The 17940-nt window shown below is 45.8% G+C and carries 19 protein-coding genes; 9 read left to right on the forward strand and 10 right to left on the reverse strand.

Features of this window, described 5'->3' with window-relative positions; all coding sequences use genetic code 11:
* Nucleotides 1–245: 245 nt before the first annotated feature.
* From J4N44_RS07675 to J4N44_RS07695, 5 genes are read left to right on the forward strand one after another with little or no spacing between them, the layout of a single operon-like run.
* Nucleotides 246–662 carry an NUDIX hydrolase gene (locus tag J4N44_RS07675; protein WP_045489287.1) on the forward strand — a complete coding sequence of 139 codons (417 nt, stop codon included), beginning with the start codon at nt 246–248 and terminating at the stop codon, nt 660–662.
* Nucleotides 659–1129 carry a hypothetical protein gene (locus J4N44_RS07680; RefSeq protein WP_252045048.1) on the forward strand — a complete coding sequence of 157 codons (471 nt, stop codon included), beginning with the start codon at nt 659–661 and terminating at the stop codon, nt 1127–1129. The genes J4N44_RS07675 and J4N44_RS07680 overlap by 4 nt, the downstream gene beginning before the upstream one ends.
* Nucleotides 1130–1131: 2 nt before the next feature.
* On the forward strand, nt 1132–1674 hold the full coding sequence (locus J4N44_RS07685; protein ID WP_252045049.1) for a hypothetical protein: 543 nt from the start codon (nt 1132–1134) through the stop codon (nt 1672–1674).
* 51 nt (nt 1675–1725) lie between these two features.
* Nucleotides 1726–2106, forward strand: a complete 381-nt coding sequence (locus J4N44_RS07690) for a hypothetical protein (protein WP_252045050.1) — start codon at nt 1726–1728, stop codon at nt 2104–2106.
* A gap of 37 nt (nt 2107–2143) precedes the next feature.
* Nucleotides 2144–2362, forward strand: a complete 219-nt coding sequence (locus J4N44_RS07695) for a hypothetical protein (protein ID WP_005445834.1) — start codon at nt 2144–2146, stop codon at nt 2360–2362.
* Nucleotides 2363–2368: 6 nt separating this feature from the next.
* On the opposite strand, the gene J4N44_RS07700 is transcribed toward J4N44_RS07695, so the two are convergent.
* Both J4N44_RS07700 and J4N44_RS07705 read right to left on the reverse strand, forming a co-directional pair.
* Nucleotides 2369–2593, reverse strand: a complete 225-nt coding sequence (locus J4N44_RS07700) for a DUF7661 family protein (protein WP_049536023.1) — start codon at nt 2591–2593, stop codon at nt 2369–2371.
* A complete protein-coding gene (locus tag J4N44_RS07705; protein WP_252045051.1) occupies nt 2590–3408 on the reverse strand; it encodes a sterol desaturase family protein in 819 nt (272 codons plus the stop codon). The genes J4N44_RS07700 and J4N44_RS07705 overlap by 4 nt, the downstream gene beginning before the upstream one ends.
* Before the next feature lie 180 nt (nt 3409–3588).
* Between J4N44_RS07705 and J4N44_RS07710 the strand changes: the two genes are divergently transcribed.
* Both J4N44_RS07710 and nagK read left to right on the forward strand, forming a co-directional pair.
* Nucleotides 3589–4338: a tRNA-uridine aminocarboxypropyltransferase gene (locus tag J4N44_RS07710; RefSeq protein WP_252045052.1), complete on the forward strand. Its 750-nt coding sequence runs from the start codon at nt 3589–3591 to the stop codon at nt 4336–4338.
* A gap of 172 nt (nt 4339–4510) precedes the next feature.
* A complete protein-coding gene (gene nagK, locus J4N44_RS07715; protein ID WP_009697775.1) occupies nt 4511–5419 on the forward strand; it encodes an N-acetylglucosamine kinase in 909 nt (302 codons plus the stop codon).
* Nucleotides 5420–5585: 166 nt separating this feature from the next.
* Here nagK and J4N44_RS07720 read toward each other — a convergent pair whose 3' ends face one another.
* The 6 genes from J4N44_RS07720 to J4N44_RS07745 form a co-directional block, all read right to left on the reverse strand.
* Nucleotides 5586–5852, reverse strand: coding sequence for a DUF2960 domain-containing protein (locus tag J4N44_RS07720; protein ID WP_005377584.1), 267 nt, complete (start codon nt 5850–5852; stop codon nt 5586–5588).
* A gap of 74 nt (nt 5853–5926) precedes the next feature.
* Nucleotides 5927–7705, reverse strand: coding sequence for a bifunctional molybdopterin-guanine dinucleotide biosynthesis adaptor protein MobB/molybdopterin molybdotransferase MoeA (locus J4N44_RS07725; RefSeq protein ID WP_252045053.1), 1779 nt, complete (start codon nt 7703–7705; stop codon nt 5927–5929).
* Complete coding sequence (mobA, locus tag J4N44_RS07730) at nt 7702–8289, reverse strand: molybdenum cofactor guanylyltransferase MobA (RefSeq protein WP_005441549.1); 588 nt, start codon at nt 8287–8289, stop codon at nt 7702–7704. Before mobA ends, J4N44_RS07725 begins: the two co-directional genes overlap by 4 nt.
* Entirely contained in the window at nt 8267–8986 is a 720-nt protein-coding gene (locus J4N44_RS07735) for an energy-coupling factor ABC transporter ATP-binding protein (RefSeq protein ID WP_005445824.1), read from the reverse strand. Before J4N44_RS07735 ends, mobA begins: the two co-directional genes overlap by 23 nt.
* 43 nt (nt 8987–9029) lie before the next feature.
* On the reverse strand, nt 9030–9728 hold the full coding sequence (locus J4N44_RS07740) for an ABC transporter permease (protein WP_005445822.1): 699 nt from the start codon (nt 9726–9728) through the stop codon (nt 9030–9032).
* 6 nt (nt 9729–9734) lie between these two features.
* Entirely contained in the window at nt 9735–10553 is an 819-nt protein-coding gene (locus J4N44_RS07745) for an ABC transporter substrate-binding protein (protein WP_005445821.1), read from the reverse strand.
* A gap of 343 nt (nt 10554–10896) precedes the next feature.
* Between J4N44_RS07745 and J4N44_RS07750 the strand changes: the two genes are divergently transcribed.
* Both J4N44_RS07750 and J4N44_RS07755 read left to right on the forward strand, forming a co-directional pair.
* On the forward strand, nt 10897–12348 hold the full coding sequence (locus tag J4N44_RS07750) for a sigma-54-dependent transcriptional regulator (RefSeq protein ID WP_005445819.1): 1452 nt from the start codon (nt 10897–10899) through the stop codon (nt 12346–12348).
* Nucleotides 12338–14380, forward strand: coding sequence for a sensor histidine kinase (locus tag J4N44_RS07755; protein WP_017190154.1), 2043 nt, complete (start codon nt 12338–12340; stop codon nt 14378–14380). The genes J4N44_RS07750 and J4N44_RS07755 overlap by 11 nt, the downstream gene beginning before the upstream one ends.
* Before the next feature lie 101 nt (nt 14381–14481).
* Here the strand turns inward: J4N44_RS07755 and J4N44_RS07760 are convergent, their stop codons facing one another.
* Nucleotides 14482–15360, reverse strand: a complete 879-nt coding sequence (locus J4N44_RS07760; protein WP_252045054.1) for a mechanosensitive ion channel family protein — start codon at nt 15358–15360, stop codon at nt 14482–14484.
* A 2-nt stretch (nt 15361–15362) separates the two neighbouring features.
* A complete protein-coding gene (locus J4N44_RS07765) occupies nt 15363–17708 on the reverse strand; it encodes an ATP-binding protein (RefSeq protein ID WP_252045055.1) in 2346 nt (781 codons plus the stop codon).
* Nucleotides 17709–17940 lie beyond the last annotated feature (232 nt).

Raw genomic sequence — 17940 nt, forward strand, 5'->3', positions numbered from 1 at the left:
ACATTAGGTAAGAGCAACCGAACTTCCTATACGACCAAAGGCAGGGTAATCGCTCTGCCTTTTTAATTTTCGACTCCAAGAGTGAGTGACCTAAATCGCAAATTGGCTCATTGCACCCAAAAAGCAAAGGTAATCTAACGCCAACCGATATACGTTGAAGTTGGTAAGCTTTTCTGCGCTAGGTCACTTGCCTTTGTACTTAGAAGAAGCGAAACAAATATGCCTTCAGAGCGAGGAGGTACTCTTTGGTCGATAAAGTATGTCCAGTGGTATTAAGAGACCAAAATAACGAGATTCTTCTTTTCAAACATCCTCTTGCAGGCGTTCAGTTGGTGAAAGGCACTGTTGAACCCCTCGATTACGACTTCTTAAGTGCGGCAAAAAGAGAATTGGCAGAAGAGTCGGGGATTGAACTGGTCAATCAAACAACCTACTTAGGGGCTTGGGAGAGTGGGTTTCAAGAGCAGATTTGGCATTTCGTTTTGTGTGAATGTGAAGCGTTGCCGGAACAGTGGGTCTTCCACACTCAAGATGATGGTGGGCATGATTTTGAATTCTTTTGGCATAAGGTGACAAAAGACATTTCTTTTCGTGCGCACCCTGTTTTTCAACATGCTTTAGAGCAAGTTCGTGAGTTTATTCGTCTTGAGGCAATGAAGTGAAAGTTGGAATCGGTAATCACACGAATGCTGAGTTGTGTCAAGAACTCAAAGAACAACGTATTCAATTCAATCAGTTTACCTTACAGCTGTTTGAAGACCAAATGATACAAACCAAACAACGTACCCAGACATTGTCTGTATTGGTAACAACGCCTTCGGAATTAAGGGCTCCTTTTGGAGCAACGCTGGCTGAGCTTGTTGCTCATGCAGCTCTGAAAGGGCTAGAGCCTTGTCCGCCCGCCGTCGCATCATACTTGTTACTTCAAGGTATTTCGCTCACAAAAGATGAATACATAATGCTCGCTTCTTTGCCTCTTGCTCAGGAAGAGACCTATCCCAGAGGTTTATATCTGCGTAAGCGGGATAATGGTGTGTGGCTAAGAGGTTATCGATGTGAGGATGCCTTTATCTTTCCGCCTTCGATGAAGTTTTTGTTCATTGACTTAAAAGCACCACAAGAGGGATAACTTTGACCTACGTTTACCATCGCGTACCAAGCAACTTGACGGGAGACCGATTGAAACCTCTTAACTGCTTGAAAGCGTCACACCCGAACTTGTATCAACAACATGTCAAGAAATACGAGTATCGCCCGCAAGCTCTAGAGCGTCGTGTTCATGGGTTGGATTGCTATTGGAATGACGTGCTTCACTTTACACCGATTCATCCGGGCAAGGTACTAGAGGGATTGAGAAAGAGCGGCCTTGAGACGACAACGCTAGGTCGTTGGTTTCGGTTTGATGTGAGGGAGCTTGGCTTTGATAAAACCAATACCGTGATTTTCTGGTCGCCCAATCAAGAATTTGGTGATTGGAAAGAATCAAAAGAGGATTTTATGCCTTACAAAGAGACCGAACTTTTACAACTCAGCGAACTTCCGAGCAAAACGCTATGCTTTTATCAGGAGCGAATTCATAAGGAAGAAGTGCCATTGTTATTCTTTCGTACCCCTCACGTACTGTTTAAAGGCTCTGTCGGTCTCAAAAATGGTCATGAAATTACAATTGTTTAGCTGACTTCTATATGCTTTGCGCATTCATTCAGATAAGGAAAGGAAACTATAATGGATAAATTCGTAGTGTTTCTCCTATGCCTTTGCCTGACAGTAGGTGGCGTTATTCACCTTTACGACAATATTGTCGATGGCTTTTTGCCTTACGATTTTGCCCCAGGCTGGTTAAACATGTATTGGAGTGCTTTGGGTCTCTTAGATTTGCTTGCCGTGTATTTGTTGATCAAGCATCGACGGACCGGGCTGCTTTTAGTTTTATTGATTATGTTAAGTAGCGTAGGCTTTAACTCGTATGCACACTATGGATTGGGTATCTTCGAGAGCAGTGGACAACTGCAATGGCAAACGTTGCTATTAGGATTTTCTATTGGGGTATCAATTTGGTTGTGGAATTCGCAAAAGAATCGTCACTCTCGTCAGATATTCCGTTAACTTTTTGACATTACTTATTTTTCAACAGGGAAGTGTTATGGATAACTTTAAGGAGCTGGCGAGCTTCGGTATTTTTGCTGCGCTATCAGGCTTTAGCTTTGGTGCCATCTTTTTTGGTATTGCATTTGTATACGCAGCAATAAATAAACAACAAGACGTGAGTGTACTCGCCATCTCATCGATTATTCTGGGGATTATCGGCTTGTTTGTCGGCGTCACTCAATCAAACAAGAAACGTAATTTGATTAAAGCCTAAAGATTTCTATTCAATCCTAAATACACTGGGGTGAGTAGCGGTTGCATGTTCGTGATACATATCATCGAGGTAGGTCAGCAACTCATCTTCTTCTAGAAATGGCGGCACTACCAAATCTCTGATTGGGCGCTTTATCGATGTTTCTGAATCGATATAAAGCGTCCAAACCCCATCTTTGCATTCCGCAAGCATGACTTTTCCAAACACATTCACTTTCATTGAGCGGCTCATGAGGAAGACTTTTCTTTGTAACGAAATGGCTGGGTAATCAGTTTATCTAATCTTTGCTCGTCTTTGTCGCGAATCTCTGGAACACCAATCACAACATCATCATGTCCTAACTCCGGTTGAGCTCGATATGTGCCAAACAAGCGATCCCAGATAGACAAGAAGAAGCCAAAGTTTGAATGTGTCTCGCGCACGATGACGGAGTGGTGAACGCGATGCATGTCTGGCGTCACAACCAACTTACGTAACGTCGCGTCCCAAGGCAGTGACAGCTTTGCATTGCTATGGTTAAACATGGCGCTGGCATTCAATACGATTTCAAACACAACGATGCCAATAGGAGAGACGCCTAAAGTAAACACAGCGGCGATTTTTACCACCATAGAGAGAATGATTTCTATCGGGTGGAATCGTGTCCCGGTTGTGACATCGATATCCAAGTCAGCATGATGCATGCGGTGAAGCTTCCATAGCGGTTTAACTCGATGGAAGACTAAATGCTGTAGGTAGATGATGAGATCGAGTAGCACAACGGTTATCAGCACATTTAACCAAGTCGGGAAGGCAAGAGCATTGAGTAGGCCCCAATGGTTTTCATAAGCGATGATGGCCGCTTGAAAGGCCGCAATCGGCATAACTATGGCAATAACGACACTATTTAGTGCGACCAATGTGAGGTTGTTAAACCAGCGAAATGAACGGTCGACAGTTAGGTGCTTTCTCGGTCGCTTGTTTTCCCACAGGGTGCACAGCAACAAAACACCAATGAAGATGCTGAGTCGTAGCCAAGAAGGGTCGTTAAATGCAGTTTCGGGCACACTAATTTCCTTGTTTGATTCGCTTATTTGTTAAGACCTTAACACTCCACCGTATCTTTCAACGAGAAGAAAGGAATGTGAATGTCCGTCCGTTTATCAGCATTTCTTGAGACTAACCCTCTATGCAAGTAGAATCGCGCTCTACTTTATGAAGACCCTAACAACTGGCACTTTCTATCCATGAGAATCCACGCTTTCCATCGTTTATACCAGCACCGTCAATCTATCTCAACGAAGCCGTTTAACGCTCGCGGTTGTAAAGTGGTTCGCTGTCCTTATTGTCAGGTTTCTGAACAATATTGTTTGTGCGAGATTCAGCCGAACATTGAATCCAATATTGCCTGCATGCTGATCGTATCGGAAAACGAAGTATTTAAGCCAAGTAATACTGGGCGTCTTATTGCTGATACGATTCAAGAGACTTACGTGTATCAATGGAATCGTACTGAGCCTTCTGAAGAGATGTTGGCATTGCTAGAGAACGATGCTTATCAACCTGTGGTTGTCTTCCCAGCAGATTACGTGGATGAGCCTGAACGTTTGTTGGACGGTTTAAATCCAGAGCGTTTGAAGACATCCGATGGCTCGGATAAAAAGTGGCTAATGATCTTCATTGATGGTAGTTGGCGTGAGGCACGTAAGATCTTCCGCCGTTCAGAGTTTCTTAAATCTTTGCCTGTGCTTTCTATTGAGCCGGAATCACTGTCTGAATACATTATGCGTCGCTCAGATAACGAGCAACACTTATCAACGGCAGAAGTGGCGACGTTAGTATTCAAACAGGCAGGTGAAGAGCAAGCTTCGGAGTGTCTGCAATTGTGGTTTGAAGCCTTCCGTGAAACCTACATGCTGACGAAAACTCGAGTAAAAACCAACTGGTCTCGCCCGCATCTGAAACGTTTCAAAGAGTGGGCTAAAATCGAGAGCTAACTCTAAGGAATGAACTTTTGTTGATGGCTTGTTGTTCAACTGGCTTCAACGAGGGGATAAATCTGCATTCCGTCACGGTTTGCAGGCGTACAGATATGGATAATGCCTAAAGTTTATCTTTTTGACTCCAGCATATTTTGGGAGTCGTTTGAGCATTTTAGGAGAGAATTGCATGTATTACGGCTTTGATGTCGGTGGCACTAAAATCGAGTTTGGTGCGTTTAACGAAAAACTTGAGCGTGTAGCAACTGAACGTGTACCAACACCAACAGACAACTACGATTTGCTGGTAGAAACTATCGCAGGTCTGGTTAACAAATACGATGCGGAATTTGGTTGTGAAGGTACGATTGGTCTTGGTCTTCCTGGCATGGAAGATGCGGATGACGCAACCGTACTAACGGTTAACGTACCTGCCGCAAAAGGCAAACCACTTCGTGCGGATCTGGAAGCTAAAATCGGTCGCAGCGTAAAAATCGAAAACGATGCAAACTGTTTCGCGCTTTCTGAAGCATGGGATGAAGACCTTCAAGACGAACCATCTGTACTAGGTTTGATCCTTGGTACGGGTTTTGGCGGCGGCTTTATCTACGAAGGTAAAGTGTTCTCTGGTCGTAACCACGTAGCGGGTGAGGTGGGTCATACACGTCTTCCTATTGACGCTTGGTTCCACCTAGGCGAAAACGCGCCTTTACTAGGTTGTGGTTGCGAAAAGAAAGGTTGTCTAGATAGCTACCTGTCTGGTCGTGGTTTCGAGCTTCTTTATGCGCATTACTACGGCGAAGAGAAGAAAGCAATCGACATTATCAAAGCAAACGCAGAAGGTGAAGCAAAAGCGGTTGAGCACGTTGAGCGCTTTATGGAGCTTCTCGCAATCTGCTTTGCGAACCTGTTTACTGCGACTGACCCACACGTTGTTGTACTAGGCGGTGGTCTATCTAACTTCGAACTGATTTACGAAGAGATGCCAAAACGTATTCCTAAGTACCTGCTTTCTGTCGCGAAATGTCCAAAGATCATCAAAGCAAAACACGGTGATTCAGGCGGCGTACGTGGTGCTGCGTTCCTAAACATCAAATAATCGTCTGAGTTTTCGGTAAGCGAAAATACATAAGACCTATATTGAAAGCCTCGTTTTCCTTTAAGGTGAAACGGGGCTTTTTACTTATAGAGTACGAACAAAAAGAATAGGTATAAAAAAACTCGCGACGAATCGCGAGTTTTTGTTTTGATCTGTGTAGCTTGGCTTATTTGTTCTTTTTGCCTACACCCAAGTTTTCTTTTTGAGCTAGGGTGATTTTGCTAAAGCCTAATTTTCTGAAGTAGTTATCACGGTAGTTGCGCACCGCTTTAGTATCAGATACTGCTTCGATTTGTTGCTCCATCTTTAGGAACTCAGTGATATCGATACCTTCTGCTTCTGCAACCGCTTCTTGAATATTGCGGTGTTGCTGGTATGAGAACGTCAGTTCTTTGTCTTGGTCTTTGTAAGTGTAAAGAATGGTGCGAGCCATAGCTGTCTCTCTGAAAAGTTTTTCTGTCATCAATAAAAAGGTCAGACGTGCTGACCTTCTCATTTTTAGTTGGGCTAGATTCTGCCTTGAAGTGGGATAATTGTCACGCTTTCTCCCGTTTTTACTGTATCAACAGCAGGGGAGATTTCGATCAGGCAGTTTGCCTCGCTCATTGAGCGCAAGATACCAGAGCCTTGTTTACCCGTTGTGCGGACCGTTAGACGACCTGTTTCGTCGAGTTCGTAGATACCGCGACTAAACTCGGTACGACCTTGGCGAGAACGGAGGTTTTCTGTGGCAATGGCACTGACTTTGAGTGGCTTCCAGCCTTGTTCACCTTGCATCTTACGCAGCGCAGGCTCAACAAAGTTGATGAATGAAACCATCACGGCAACAGGGTTACCCGGCAAACCAAAGAAAGGCTTATCGTTGATTTGACCAAACGCAAGCGGACGACCAGGGCGCATGTTGATACGCCAGAAATCAATTTGACCGAGCTTATCCAATGCCAGCTTAATGTAATCCGCATCGCCAACAGATACGCCGCCAGAAGTCATGACTACGTCGGCTTGCGCAGAAGCATTTTCGAGCGCTTCAATCATCAACTGCTCGTTGTCTTCTAGGATACCGAAATCCAAAATCTCGCAACCTAGCTTCTCTAACATACCCATGATGGTGAAACGGTTTGAATCGTAGATTGAATTCGCTTTCTGTTCTGTGCCTGGCGCTTGAACTTCGTCACCGGTAGAGAACACAGCAACTTTCAACTTGCGGAACACGTTCGCTTCGCCAAAACCAAGAGAAGCAATCATGCCCATCTCAGGAGAGGCTAGGCGAGTGCCTGCGGTAAACACATCGCTACCAATTGCTAAGTCTTCACCCGCTTGGCGAACGTTTTGACCAGTTTTGATGTTCGCGCCATTGAACGTGACTGTATCGCCATCTTGGGAAGCTTGTTCACGCATAACAACGGTATCACCATTGATAGGTGTTGGGGCGCCCGTCATGATCTTAACCGCTTGACCAACTTCTAAAGGCTGATCGTAAGCATGACCCGCCATCACTTCAGCAACCACTTGGTAGCTTTCACGCTCGATGTCATCACCGCGAATAGCGTAACCATCCATCGCTGAGTTGGTGTATTGCGGCACGTTAACTGGTGACACCACGTGGTCTGCTAGCACGCGACCGTATGCATTTTCAATCTTGCACGCTTCGGTTTCAGCAACTGTGTTCACCAAAGATAGGATCTTTTCTTGTCCTTGAACGACAGAAAGGAAAGCCGGAGAAAGGGTATCACAGCAAGCACCTTCTTTCTCTTTACTCTTTGGTGCTTTCGCCTCTTGAACATACTGAATAACGAACTGGGCAATTGCTTCAAGATCGTTGATGTTCATTTGTGGCAGTTCAGATCCCAATTCGCCGCTGTCTGAAGCAATCGCGATGATGTTTTCATCGTTTAGATAAAGCCAAGGCTTGCCGACTTCTTCACGGTGTAATTCGATCTTAGGAAAGGCAATGTTTTTGCAGCCTTCCACTAGAACCACGTCTAGCTTGTCTTCATCAAATCGCGTCAGTAGGTAATCAAACTCAGATTCTGACTCTGGTGTCTCTGTCATCAGCGCGAAGCGGTTACGAGAAGAGATCAGCATTTGCGATGCGCCTGCTTTACGTAGGCGGTGGCTGTCTTTGCCCGGTTGGTCGACATCGAAGTTATGGTGGGCGTGCTTTAGCATACCGATGCGTAAACCTGCGTCGGTCAACTTTGGTAGCAATGCTTCAAGAAGCGTAGTTTTGCCCGTACCAGAGTAGGCAGCAAAACCAAGAATAGGGATGTTTAGCGTGTGTTTCATGATTCGAGTTGTCCAAATTGCGCCAATTCTTCAGGCGTATTTAAGTTGACGAAACAGTTTGGTGAGTCGCTAAAGTCAACGTAACTGGTGTTGCACTCTTTATAGAGTAGGATGATTTTACGATCGCCACGTTCTAAAAACGCGGTCAGCTTTGGCAGTACGCGCTTGTGGTAAAGCGTGAAGACGGGCTGTTGGTGGTCGCCATCATGAGCAACCAAAATATCGGTGTCTTCTTTTACTGCATTGCAAAAACGTTCAACAAGATCAGTGTTGATTTGTGGGCTGTCGCAAGGGACGAAGCCAACCCAATCGGTTTCTGCATGAACCAAGCCCGCGTGGATACCGCCCATCGGACCTGGGAAATCTTTAAATTGATCGCTGAAGACGAAACCAAACGCACGGTAGGCGTCTTGGTTTCGGTTCGCATTGATTAGAATGCGTGGTGTTTGCGGAGATAAACGTTCGATAACGTGTTCGATGAGTGGCTTCTGATTCAGTTCGATCAGACCTTTGTCTTTTCCACCCATACGGCTGGCTTGACCACCAGCCAAAATGACCCAACTAGTTTGTGTTGGCTGAAGCATATGCGTTCTCTTGGGATGTTTCTTTTGGTATGACATACAAGAGTGGAGACTCTATCAAAGTCTTGTCTTTAATCCACCACTGTTTTTTACATAAATCCGTCAACGCGTTCGCTTGGTGGCTAGTCACAACAATACTAGAGCCACGATCAAGCAGATCTTTTGCCATGATAACCAGACGTTCAATCGACTCTTGGTCGAGAGAGGCACTTGGTTCGTCCATCAACAAAATCGATGGTTTTAAAATCCAAGCCCGTGCCATTGCTACGCGTTGCTTTTCACCGCCGGACAATACAGAGATGTGTTCGTCGGCTAAGGTTTCTAACCCTACCATGCGCAGCGCACTAATAACTTGAGCTCGCTTATCTTTTGCCGTGTCTTGTTGATATTTAACTCCATAAACGACGTTTTCGTACACAGTGCCGTCAAAAAGGTAAGGAGACTGATGGAGATAAATCACGTCAACACGACCATTGCGACGCGTCCACTTCTTCAACCAAGTATCTTTCGGTGCCACCACTTTACCCGTTGAAGGCTTGAGCAAACCCGCAAGGATCTTAAGTAAGGTGGTTTTACCAACGCCATTGTCACCTTTTAGGTAAATCGCGTCGTTTGGACCAATGGCTAATTCAGGGATGTGGAAAAGCACACGCTCTTTAAAGCGCATGGACAATTGCTCGGCGGTAATTTTTATAGTCATAATTCACCCTTACATTGGGTCGATGGCGAGTCGATTGCTTGCTTCATGTTCTTAGATAGCCTTTGCCTCTCATGCTCGATAAGAGGAAGTTGAGTGCTAACGCTAACGATAGTAATACAATTCCTAATGCAACTCCTTGCGCAAAAGCACCTTTACTACTTTCCATAGCAATGGCAGTCGGAATATTACGGGTTACGCCCATAATGTTGCCACCAACCATCATTGAACAACCTACCTCTGTGACGATTCGTGAGAATCCCGCAATGATAGCCGCCAATAAAGGAAAACGTGTCTCCCAGATCATAGTAGCAGCGATACGAGGTATTGACGCTCCTAACGTAATCGCCGTTTCAACCGCGCGACGGTCACTCGATTGAAGCGCACCGTGCATCATAGAAACCAGAACCGGAAAACAGACGATCATTTGTCCTAAGATCATGGCTTTTTGCGTAAACAGCATTTGCCAATCACCTAAAGGTCCCGCTCTCGATAGCAGCATGTAGAGCAGCAAACCGATTACGACCGTTGGCACCGCCTGTAAGGTGTTCACAATGGACAGCAAGAACCATTTACCACGAAAGTCGGTGTAGGCGAGGACAAAGGACATCAAAATAGACGGCAATACCACCAAAGATATTGCCGTAATAGAAACACTAAAGGAGACCGCAACGATCTCCCATAGGTCTGCATCAAAATTCACCAGTAAGCGCAAGGCTTCTAGTGTTGTATCAGCAAGATTCATATTGCGTTATTTGGTCTCAGCATTCGCAACGAACAATTGTTTACCATTCAGACGGAAGCTGTTGATCAGCTCTTGACCGTGCGGATTCACTAACCAGTCACTGAACGCCTTCGCACCTTGGTAGTTGATGGTTGGGTAACGCTCTGGGTTAACCAAAATCACTTGGTATGGGTTAAACAGTTTTTCGTCGCCTTGGAATAGAATCGCAAGATCCAATTTGTTTTGGTAAGCCAACCATGTACCACGGTCAGTCATGGTGTAGCCTTGCATCTCTGAAGCCATATTCAGAGTAGGACCCATACCTTGGCCTACGCTGCGGTAGCCACCAAAGTTTGGTTCCATCTTAGTTTGCGCCCAAATGCCCAATTCTTTTTTGTGTGTACCGGAATCATCGCCACGAGAGATGAAAGTTGCATCTTTGTTTGCGATCTCTTTGAATACGTCGAGTACGGATGCATCATCTTTCACTTGTGCTGGGTCAGACTTAGGACCAACGATAACGAAGTCGTTGTACATCAGTTTACGTGGAAGGACGCCGTAGCCATTCTCAACAAACACACCTTCTGCTTTAGGAGCGTGTGTCATTACCAAATCAACGTCGCCGTTTTCACCCATCTTCAGCGCTTTACCAGTGCCCGCCGCGATGATATCCACTTTGTAGCCAGTGTCTTTTTCAAATTGAGGAAGTAGGTAGTCCAGTAAGCCAGAGTGGTAAGTACTTGTTGTTGTTGCCAGGCGAATGTGTTCGCCATCTTGAGCTGAAAAAGCAGAGTAGCTTACAAGAGTGATTGACGTTGCAGCTAGAGTCAGCGCAATTTTTTTCATTTTAGTTGTTTCCTTTCCAATGATTCTTTGGCTTCTAAAGTCTTGGGTTACTAAAGAAGTCGCCAGAGCGTCATAGCGCGCTCATATCACAAGTCACCTTAGGGTGAGGGAGCGAGAAGCGATGATTACGCGTTGATCTCTCCCGCATCCTGAGACCACTTGGACACTCCATATAGCAAACAAGATGCCAACATTTTACAAGCTCAAAATGTTTGATTTATGCGCTAATTCATGGACTTATTTGCATAAAAATTTGCGTTGGTACAAAATGTCGCACTTTTTGTAGGGTATCTCTGTTTAAACTTGGTACACTCTGTCCCATTCAAATCCAACTGGGGTAAATATGTCTACTCAATCCCATATTAGTACAAACCAACAATACAACGCTTTTTCAGTACTGGTCGTTGATGACGAACTCGGTATGCAAGCCATCCTTAAAAAGGCTCTGGGCAAGCTGTTTTCTCAAGTCGATACAGCGGGCAGCATTGAAGAAGCGGAAGAGCTACGTAACTCACGCCACTACGATTTGATTCTGTTAGATATCAACTTACCGGGGCGTTCAGGGATTGAATGGGAAGAGGCGTTTGAAGATGACGACAAACGCGCGGATGTCATCTTTATGACAGGCTACGCGGATTTGGAAATTGCGATTCGAGCCCTACAGCTTGGTGCATCGGACTTTATCCTCAAGCCGTTTAACCTAGAACAGATGCTGAAAGCGGTCAGTCGTTGTATGGATCGCCGTTTGAACGAACGCATGCAATACGCGATGAAGCGTGACTATCAGCGTCACAACACCTCAGAGATTATTGGCGGTTCGGAAAAAACTCGCCAGCTCAAACAACTGATCACTCAATTTGCGCCGTCTCGCGCATCTGTCCTAGTGGAAGGTGAGTCGGGCACCGGTAAAGAGTTGGTAGCGAGAGGCATTCACCAAGCAAGCGGTCGAACAGGTCCATTCGTCCCACTTAACTGTGGCGCGATTGCACCAGAGCTTTTAGAGAGTGAGTTATTCGGTCATACCTCAGGGGCTTTTACTGGCGCTAAGAAATCTCGCGAGGGTCTTTTCCGCGTAGCCAATGGCGGCACATTATTCCTTGATGAAATCGGTGAGATGCCTTTGTCCATGCAAGCGTCACTGCTACGCGTGTTAGAGCAGCGCACCATTCGCCCGGTTGGTTCTGAGCGTGAAATCAGCATTGATGTTCGTATTGTCGCGGCGACCAACCGCAACCTGCAAGAAGAGGTCAACAAAGGTAACTTCCGTAGCGACCTTTACTACCGTTTGAACGTGCTGAAGATTGAAGTTGCCCCTCTACGTGAGCGTAAAACAGACTTGTTTGAACTGGTTCCATATTTCAGCAATATGCTGACCAGTGAGCTGGGTATGCAAGCACCGAAGTGGGCGCATGAAGATATGGAAGCGATGAGCGAATACGAATGGCCAGGTAACATTCGTGAACTTAAAAACCTCATCGAGCGTTGTATTTTGTTAGGTAAACCACCTGCGCATCACTGGCGTGAACTCAATGGCGGTCATGCTTTACCTAATGTCTCCATTACCGTGTCACACAGTGAAGAATTGCCAACCTTCAAAGAAGGCAAAGAGTTCTCTGGTGAAGGCTATCCAAACACTTGGACACTAAAAGAAGTGGAAAAAGCGCATATCCAACAATTGGTTAATTTGCACGAAGGCAACAAGTCGGCAGCAGCTCGAGATTTAGGAGTGGCACGAAAAACGCTAGAGCGTAAATACAAAGAGTGGGATTCTGAGGACGAGGATTATGCCGAGTAGTAGTTGGCAGCAACACAAAGGATTGTCTAAATGGACGTACCGATTCAAAACCATGGTGCGTTATCGACTGTTGATTTTGACATCTGCGCCAATCTTTCTAACGCTGATAGCCCTTATTGGCATTACGATCTATTGGTCGATTCACTATACGTGGCAAAACGCATTGTTAGACGTTTCGGAGCGTTTGGGTGTCGCGAATAACAGCATTACGCTGCTGCAACAAAAGCAGGCGAACTACGTGAAATCGTTCGCGGATTCTTATGACTTCCGTACCCGAGTGAATCAAAATGTCCCACAAGCAGAGTTGCAAAAGTGGGTGACTGCACAGAAAAAACGCTACGGTTTGGACTTTTTGTCCTTCCAACGTGTTAATTCGATGGAAAACAAATTCCGCTTTATGGATTTAACTAAGCGCGAATCTTTCTTCGATGTTCTCGACAGAAAAGAGTTGGAAAAGCTAGACCCTGAACTCGCCAAACGTGCTGAAGTACCGATTCTAAAGAATGGTGGAGTGGAAGCGCGTGGCTTGGTGAGCCGAACTGTGATCCCAGTTTACAGCCAACAGAACGACTTAATTGGCTTCTTAGATGGCGGTTTGCTGCTTAACAACAGCACGGTATTGGTCGATCAAATTCGTGATCTTATCTATTTGAGTGATAACGACACCCTCCGTCCCGTGGGGACTCTGACGGTATTTTTGGATGATCTTCGTGTTAGTACTAACGTTCCCTTAGACAGTGACCAACGACTGGGGCGCGCTATCGGTACGCGGGTGAGTTCAGAGGTATACAACAAGGTATTGGCGGAAGGTGAGCAATGGGTCGATCGCGCGTTTGTTTACGATGCTTGGTACATCACTGCTTATCAACCAATCAAAGACCAGTACGACAATGTCATTGGTATGCTCTACACCGGTTACTTGATGTGGCCATTCGTCAAAGCGTATATGACAAATATCGTTGAGATCAGCTTGATTACCTTAATGTTGCTCTTGGTTTCTGGCGTGATGGTGTATCGTGGCTCACGTGATCTATTCCGTCCGATCGAGCGCATCTACAAGGTCGTGAAGCTTGTCCAGTTGGGCAAAGAAAAGCGCATTGGTCCATTAGGGTTGGATGAACACCATGAGCTGGCTCAGTTAGCGCGTCAGTTCGATAACATGCTTGACGCTTTGGAAGATCGTAAAGTCGAGCTGAAGAACTCTGCCATGGAGCTGGAAGGTAAAGTTCAACAACGTACGGCGAGTTTGAAAGACAAAACTGAAGAGCTTGAACTTCATATTCAACTGCTTAACCAAACCCGTGACAAGCTCGTCGTCAACGAAAAGCTTGCTGCACTGGGTGAGTTGACTGCTGGGATCGCCCACGAGATTAACAACCCAACCGCAGTGATTCTGGGTAACGTTGAATTGATTCAGTTTGAGCTAGGTGAAGAGGCAAGCCGCGTTCAGGAAGAGATTGATGCGATTCACGCTCAAATTGACCGTATTCGCAATATCACGCGCAGCTTGCTGCAATACAGCCGTCAGGGTGGTGTACAAGACGAAATTACGTGGCAACACGTGAATCCAATCATCGATGAGAGCATCACGCTGGTTAAAACCGGTACTAAGAAGCGTGATATTGAGTTTGTCACCGATTTACAGGCTCATACTTCGGTTGAGATCAACCGCCACCACTTGCTGCAGATTCTGGTGAACTTGCAGATGAATGGCATTCACGCGATGGACGGCAAAGGCAAGCTAACCGTCGTGAGTGAAGATTGGATTGAAGACGGCGAACTGAAAGGTGCCGCGATTCATGTCACTGACGAAGGTTGCGGTATCAAGCCAGAAAACTTGAGTCGTATCTTCTCGCCATTCTATACCACTAAACGCGACGGTACTGGGCTAGGGCTTTCTGTTTCGCAAAGTATTCTTAGTCAAACAGGCGGCGAGCTAAAAGCTGAATCGGAATGGGGCAAAGGCAGTACGTTCAGTATCTACCTGCCAAAGAAAGCCGAGCTACTGCTTGAGGTAACGAATATCGCTTAACCGGCGATTCCAATTCGCCAACGCGCAAAGAAAAAGGGTCAGTGTAATCACTGACCCTTTTTGTATCTGTCCTTCTCTAAACGCGAGAGGAATACGCAGAATTAACCCGTATGCACTGCAATCTTCGGTGGATTGATACCGTGCTTCTTGAACTCTTTCATCACACGTAGAGTAATGTCGGTTTCAAACAGCTTCTCGTAGGCGGTATCCACCACATAAGCCTTACACGTTAGCTGAATCGCCAAGTAGTTATCCGTAATGGTCTGCTTGACAAGAACCGTTACCGGCTTAGGTAGGTGAATATAACGACTTGAAGACGCCGCTTCCTGAATCAAGTCACGCGCTAACGTAATGTCTTCATTCATGCCTATATAGAACGGAATCACCACCTGCATATCCAGTGCACCATAGTTACCGCTGACTACAACTTCACTCAAGAACTTGTTGTTTGGAATCGTAATGATGTCATCGGTTAGGGTGCGCATACGCACAGAGCGCAAACCAATCGCAATGATATCGCCGTAGTTACCTTCGAACGTGACGCGGTCACCAACTTGGAACGGGCGATCCACCATAACCGTCATACCCGCGATGAAGGATGCGGCTAGGTCTTTCAATGCGAAACCTACCGAAACCGCTAACGTACCACCGATCAAAGCAAGGATTTGATCGTTAATACGGAAGCTCATCATAAACACGACAGAGCCAGCGGTTAAGTAGATGAAGAACTGCAAGAAAGATTGAAGCTTCTGTAGCACCATGCGGTATTGCACGAACTGGCTACCAATGCTTTCTACCATCGAGTTCATGAACTTAAGCAATAGCCACGTTGAGGCAATCACAATGATGGAGAAGAACACGCCGCTCCAACGAATTAGGCTAGCGATTTGCGAGATATTATCCACACTCGCGATCTCTTCAGTCGCCAATGCAGAGGTGCTTAATAGCGATAACGCTAATACGGTGAGTAGTTTTTTCATCGTTATTTCACCAATAAATGTTGACGGTCGAGAACGTTGGTAATGTGACGGAACCAATGATCCGACACGCGAGCTTTGTCTTCGCTCCACTCAATAAAGCCGCGGCTTTGGAAGTAGCGCAGAGTACCGATAACTTCCGCAATACTCAGTTGAGTACATTCAGACAACTCTTCCGGCGATGCCACTTCAAGCTGAACAATTGAGCGCAGCACTGCCAGCATTGGCTTCGGCATTTTTTCTAGTTCTTGAGACTCTGGTGCATGGAACAATCGAACCACCACTTGTTGCGTCTCTTTGTCTTGACGCAGAGACAAGCGGAAAAAGCGCAAGCCCACTGTCGGGTTACCATCAGAGTAATGCCACAGAATACGGTAGAAACCTTGTTTAGCACGTTCTTCTTCCGTGATGTCTTCTTGGTCCCATTGCTTAGGGACGACAAGACCATCAAACGTTACTGGATTCTCAATTTGTTGGTTAATACGCGTATCAAACAGCGCAGACAGTTGTTTTTCACTCCAGCGCGGCATAAACGCCACCCAGTCAAACAACAAACGTTCGCCACGAGCACGATCTACGAAACGCCAACTTGCTTTCTCAATCGCCATGACAACGCGGTGGTTTTTCTTAGAGCGGCGAAGTAGGTTAGTCAGTTTAATCAAACCGTTTAAACCTCCTACCATTGGCTTAACCAAGCGCTGGGCGTTATCAACCGCGATAAGGTAAGGCGTGTCACTTTTACGTAAATGCGCAAGAACCTGAATCTCAGAGGCGTCTTCTTCCAACCCAAGTTGTAGAGCCAGTTCTTTTAGTAGTTCACTGTAGCCTGCATATGGGCAGTTTAGATAAAGCGGTTTGGCGTTCTTCACTTTGTTCAGGATCGTACGAAGGAAGGTCGTTGTACCAACGCCACGTTCACCAGAAATTACACATACCGCAGGACTATCTGTCAGCAGGTATTTAGACAGTTGCTTGACTTCGTCTGAGGCATACTCGACCAACTCGCTGTCTTCGCTACCAGGAAGAATATACTCGAATGTTTGCTCGCCTTTGATTCTTACTAGGTTGGTATCACCGCCTTTGTTACCTGTTTGTTTGGCAACTTCGATGCGGAACAAGTATGCCAACGCTTGGCTAAACATGGTGTAGTTAGACAGCATTGCGACAATACGGTGTTTGAAGCTATGCAGCGTAATCCACACGGCACATATAGCCGTACCAATGATGCTTAGAAACAAGGTGTCTTTACGACGAATAGACCAGTTTACCCACACAGGACGATCAGAGAGCTTCTCCGCGACTTCAAATACCTTTTTACGCCATAGGCGCAATACCGACAGCGTCACCAATACAAACCAGAAGAACAGCGCGCTGTAGATCCACGAGTAGATGGTGCCTTTACCCAGCGTACGAATCGAGATTTGAAGAATTACGCCAGCAACAATAGCGCTCCAAACGTAACGACGAATGGTCGAAAGGCGTAGGGCAATTACTTCTTGGCTAGTGCTGCGACTGTTGCGATAAGCAAACTCGAGAATAAAGCTAATCGCGATAGAACCACCTAGAACCCACCAAGTGAAGATTTCTAGAATGATCAAATGCTGCAAGCTTGGGATTTCTGATAGCACCCGAAGAGAAAGCGTAATAGCAATCAACCAAGCAATTGCTCTGTGCGCACGACTGATATACCAAATCAAACGAACCCAGATAGGCGGCTTTGTGATGTTATCTAGCTGCGTTTCGCGGAATAGAGTAATGATGCGCTTGCTGTTAGTTAACCACCAGACCAGACCGAAATAGATAAACAACACTTTGATGCCAGCCCAAACAACCGGAATCGGTGAAATCAGAATTTCTTTAATCAGAGATTTGAAAGAACGAATCTGGAAGAATACTAAGTACTCGACGTTAAGCTGAGTTTGACGCCACTCTTGCTTAAACTGCGTGACACCATAAGGACCGAAACCAGTCAGTTTATCGTGCGTGATGGGGTCAGTAAGCTCTAATAAACGCTCTTTACTTTGTCCTAGGCTGTTAACCGTAAGGTAACTGGATTGTGTCTCAAACCACTCTTTGTCTTCACCAGAATTGCGGTATGTCTTTAGGTGTTGATCAAAGATAAGGGTCTGTTTGCGCTGCTCATTCATTACTGCATTGAGCAGTTGGTTGACCTTACGTTTGTCTTGGTCAGACATAAACAAAGGCTCTGGCAGCTTATTGATCTCCTGAGTGATCTCTTGCGCTACAGGCAAGACTTGAGGCTCAGGTTGGAATTCGTACTCCCACTCAGCGTGAGCGGGTAAAGAAAGCACGAGACCGACTAGCATTAAAATGCGCGCCATGAAATGCATAAAATTCTCTTAAAACTTAGAAGGTTAGAGTTAGTGTAGTTGCTTTATCGCGATATGCGAGTTTTACCCAATGACCGTACGTTTAGTTTCGATTCTTTAATAGAGACTGACGCTTAATAAAGGAATAACGTACGGAATTGATAAAAGGGGACGCACTATAAACCCAATTTCATGGGGTATGTCAATGGTTAGTCATGACGGATTTATGTCTCAGTTTTGAGTCGGTTAGAGT

Source organism: Vibrio sp. SCSIO 43155, from assembly GCF_023716605.1.
Lineage (GTDB): Bacteria > Pseudomonadota > Gammaproteobacteria > Enterobacterales > Vibrionaceae > Vibrio > Vibrio harveyi.

Excerpts from the sequence above, each read along its gene's own strand:
- J4N44_RS07690 (WP_252045050.1), top strand. The coding sequence starts at position 1,726 with ATGGATAAATTCGTAGTGTTTCTCCTATGCCTTTGCCTGACAGTAGGT.
- J4N44_RS07695 (WP_005445834.1), top strand. The coding sequence starts at position 2,144 with ATGGATAACTTTAAGGAGCTGGCGAGCTTCGGTATTTTTGCTGCGCTA.
- J4N44_RS07700 (WP_049536023.1), bottom strand. The coding sequence starts at position 2,593 with ATGAGCCGCTCAATGAAAGTGAATGTGTTTGGAAAAGTCATGCTTGCG.
- J4N44_RS07710 (WP_252045052.1), top strand. The coding sequence starts at position 3,589 with ATGAGAATCCACGCTTTCCATCGTTTATACCAGCACCGTCAATCTATC.
- nagK (WP_009697775.1), top strand. The coding sequence starts at position 4,511 with ATGTATTACGGCTTTGATGTCGGTGGCACTAAAATCGAGTTTGGTGCG.
- J4N44_RS07720 (WP_005377584.1), bottom strand. The coding sequence starts at position 5,852 with ATGGCTCGCACCATTCTTTACACTTACAAAGACCAAGACAAAGAACTG.
- J4N44_RS07725 (WP_252045053.1), bottom strand. The coding sequence starts at position 7,705 with ATGAAACACACGCTAAACATCCCTATTCTTGGTTTTGCTGCCTACTCT.
- mobA (WP_005441549.1), bottom strand. The coding sequence starts at position 8,289 with ATGCTTCAGCCAACACAAACTAGTTGGGTCATTTTGGCTGGTGGTCAA.
- J4N44_RS07735 (WP_005445824.1), bottom strand. The coding sequence starts at position 8,986 with ATGACTATAAAAATTACCGCCGAGCAATTGTCCATGCGCTTTAAAGAG.
- J4N44_RS07740 (WP_005445822.1), bottom strand. The coding sequence starts at position 9,728 with ATGAATCTTGCTGATACAACACTAGAAGCCTTGCGCTTACTGGTGAAT.
- J4N44_RS07745 (WP_005445821.1), bottom strand. The coding sequence starts at position 10,553 with ATGAAAAAAATTGCGCTGACTCTAGCTGCAACGTCAATCACTCTTGTA.
- J4N44_RS07750 (WP_005445819.1), top strand. The coding sequence starts at position 10,897 with ATGTCTACTCAATCCCATATTAGTACAAACCAACAATACAACGCTTTT.
- J4N44_RS07755 (WP_017190154.1), top strand. The coding sequence starts at position 12,338 with ATGCCGAGTAGTAGTTGGCAGCAACACAAAGGATTGTCTAAATGGACG.
- J4N44_RS07760 (WP_252045054.1), bottom strand. The coding sequence starts at position 15,360 with ATGAAAAAACTACTCACCGTATTAGCGTTATCGCTATTAAGCACCTCT.
- J4N44_RS07765 (WP_252045055.1), bottom strand. The coding sequence starts at position 17,708 with ATGCATTTCATGGCGCGCATTTTAATGCTAGTCGGTCTCGTGCTTTCT.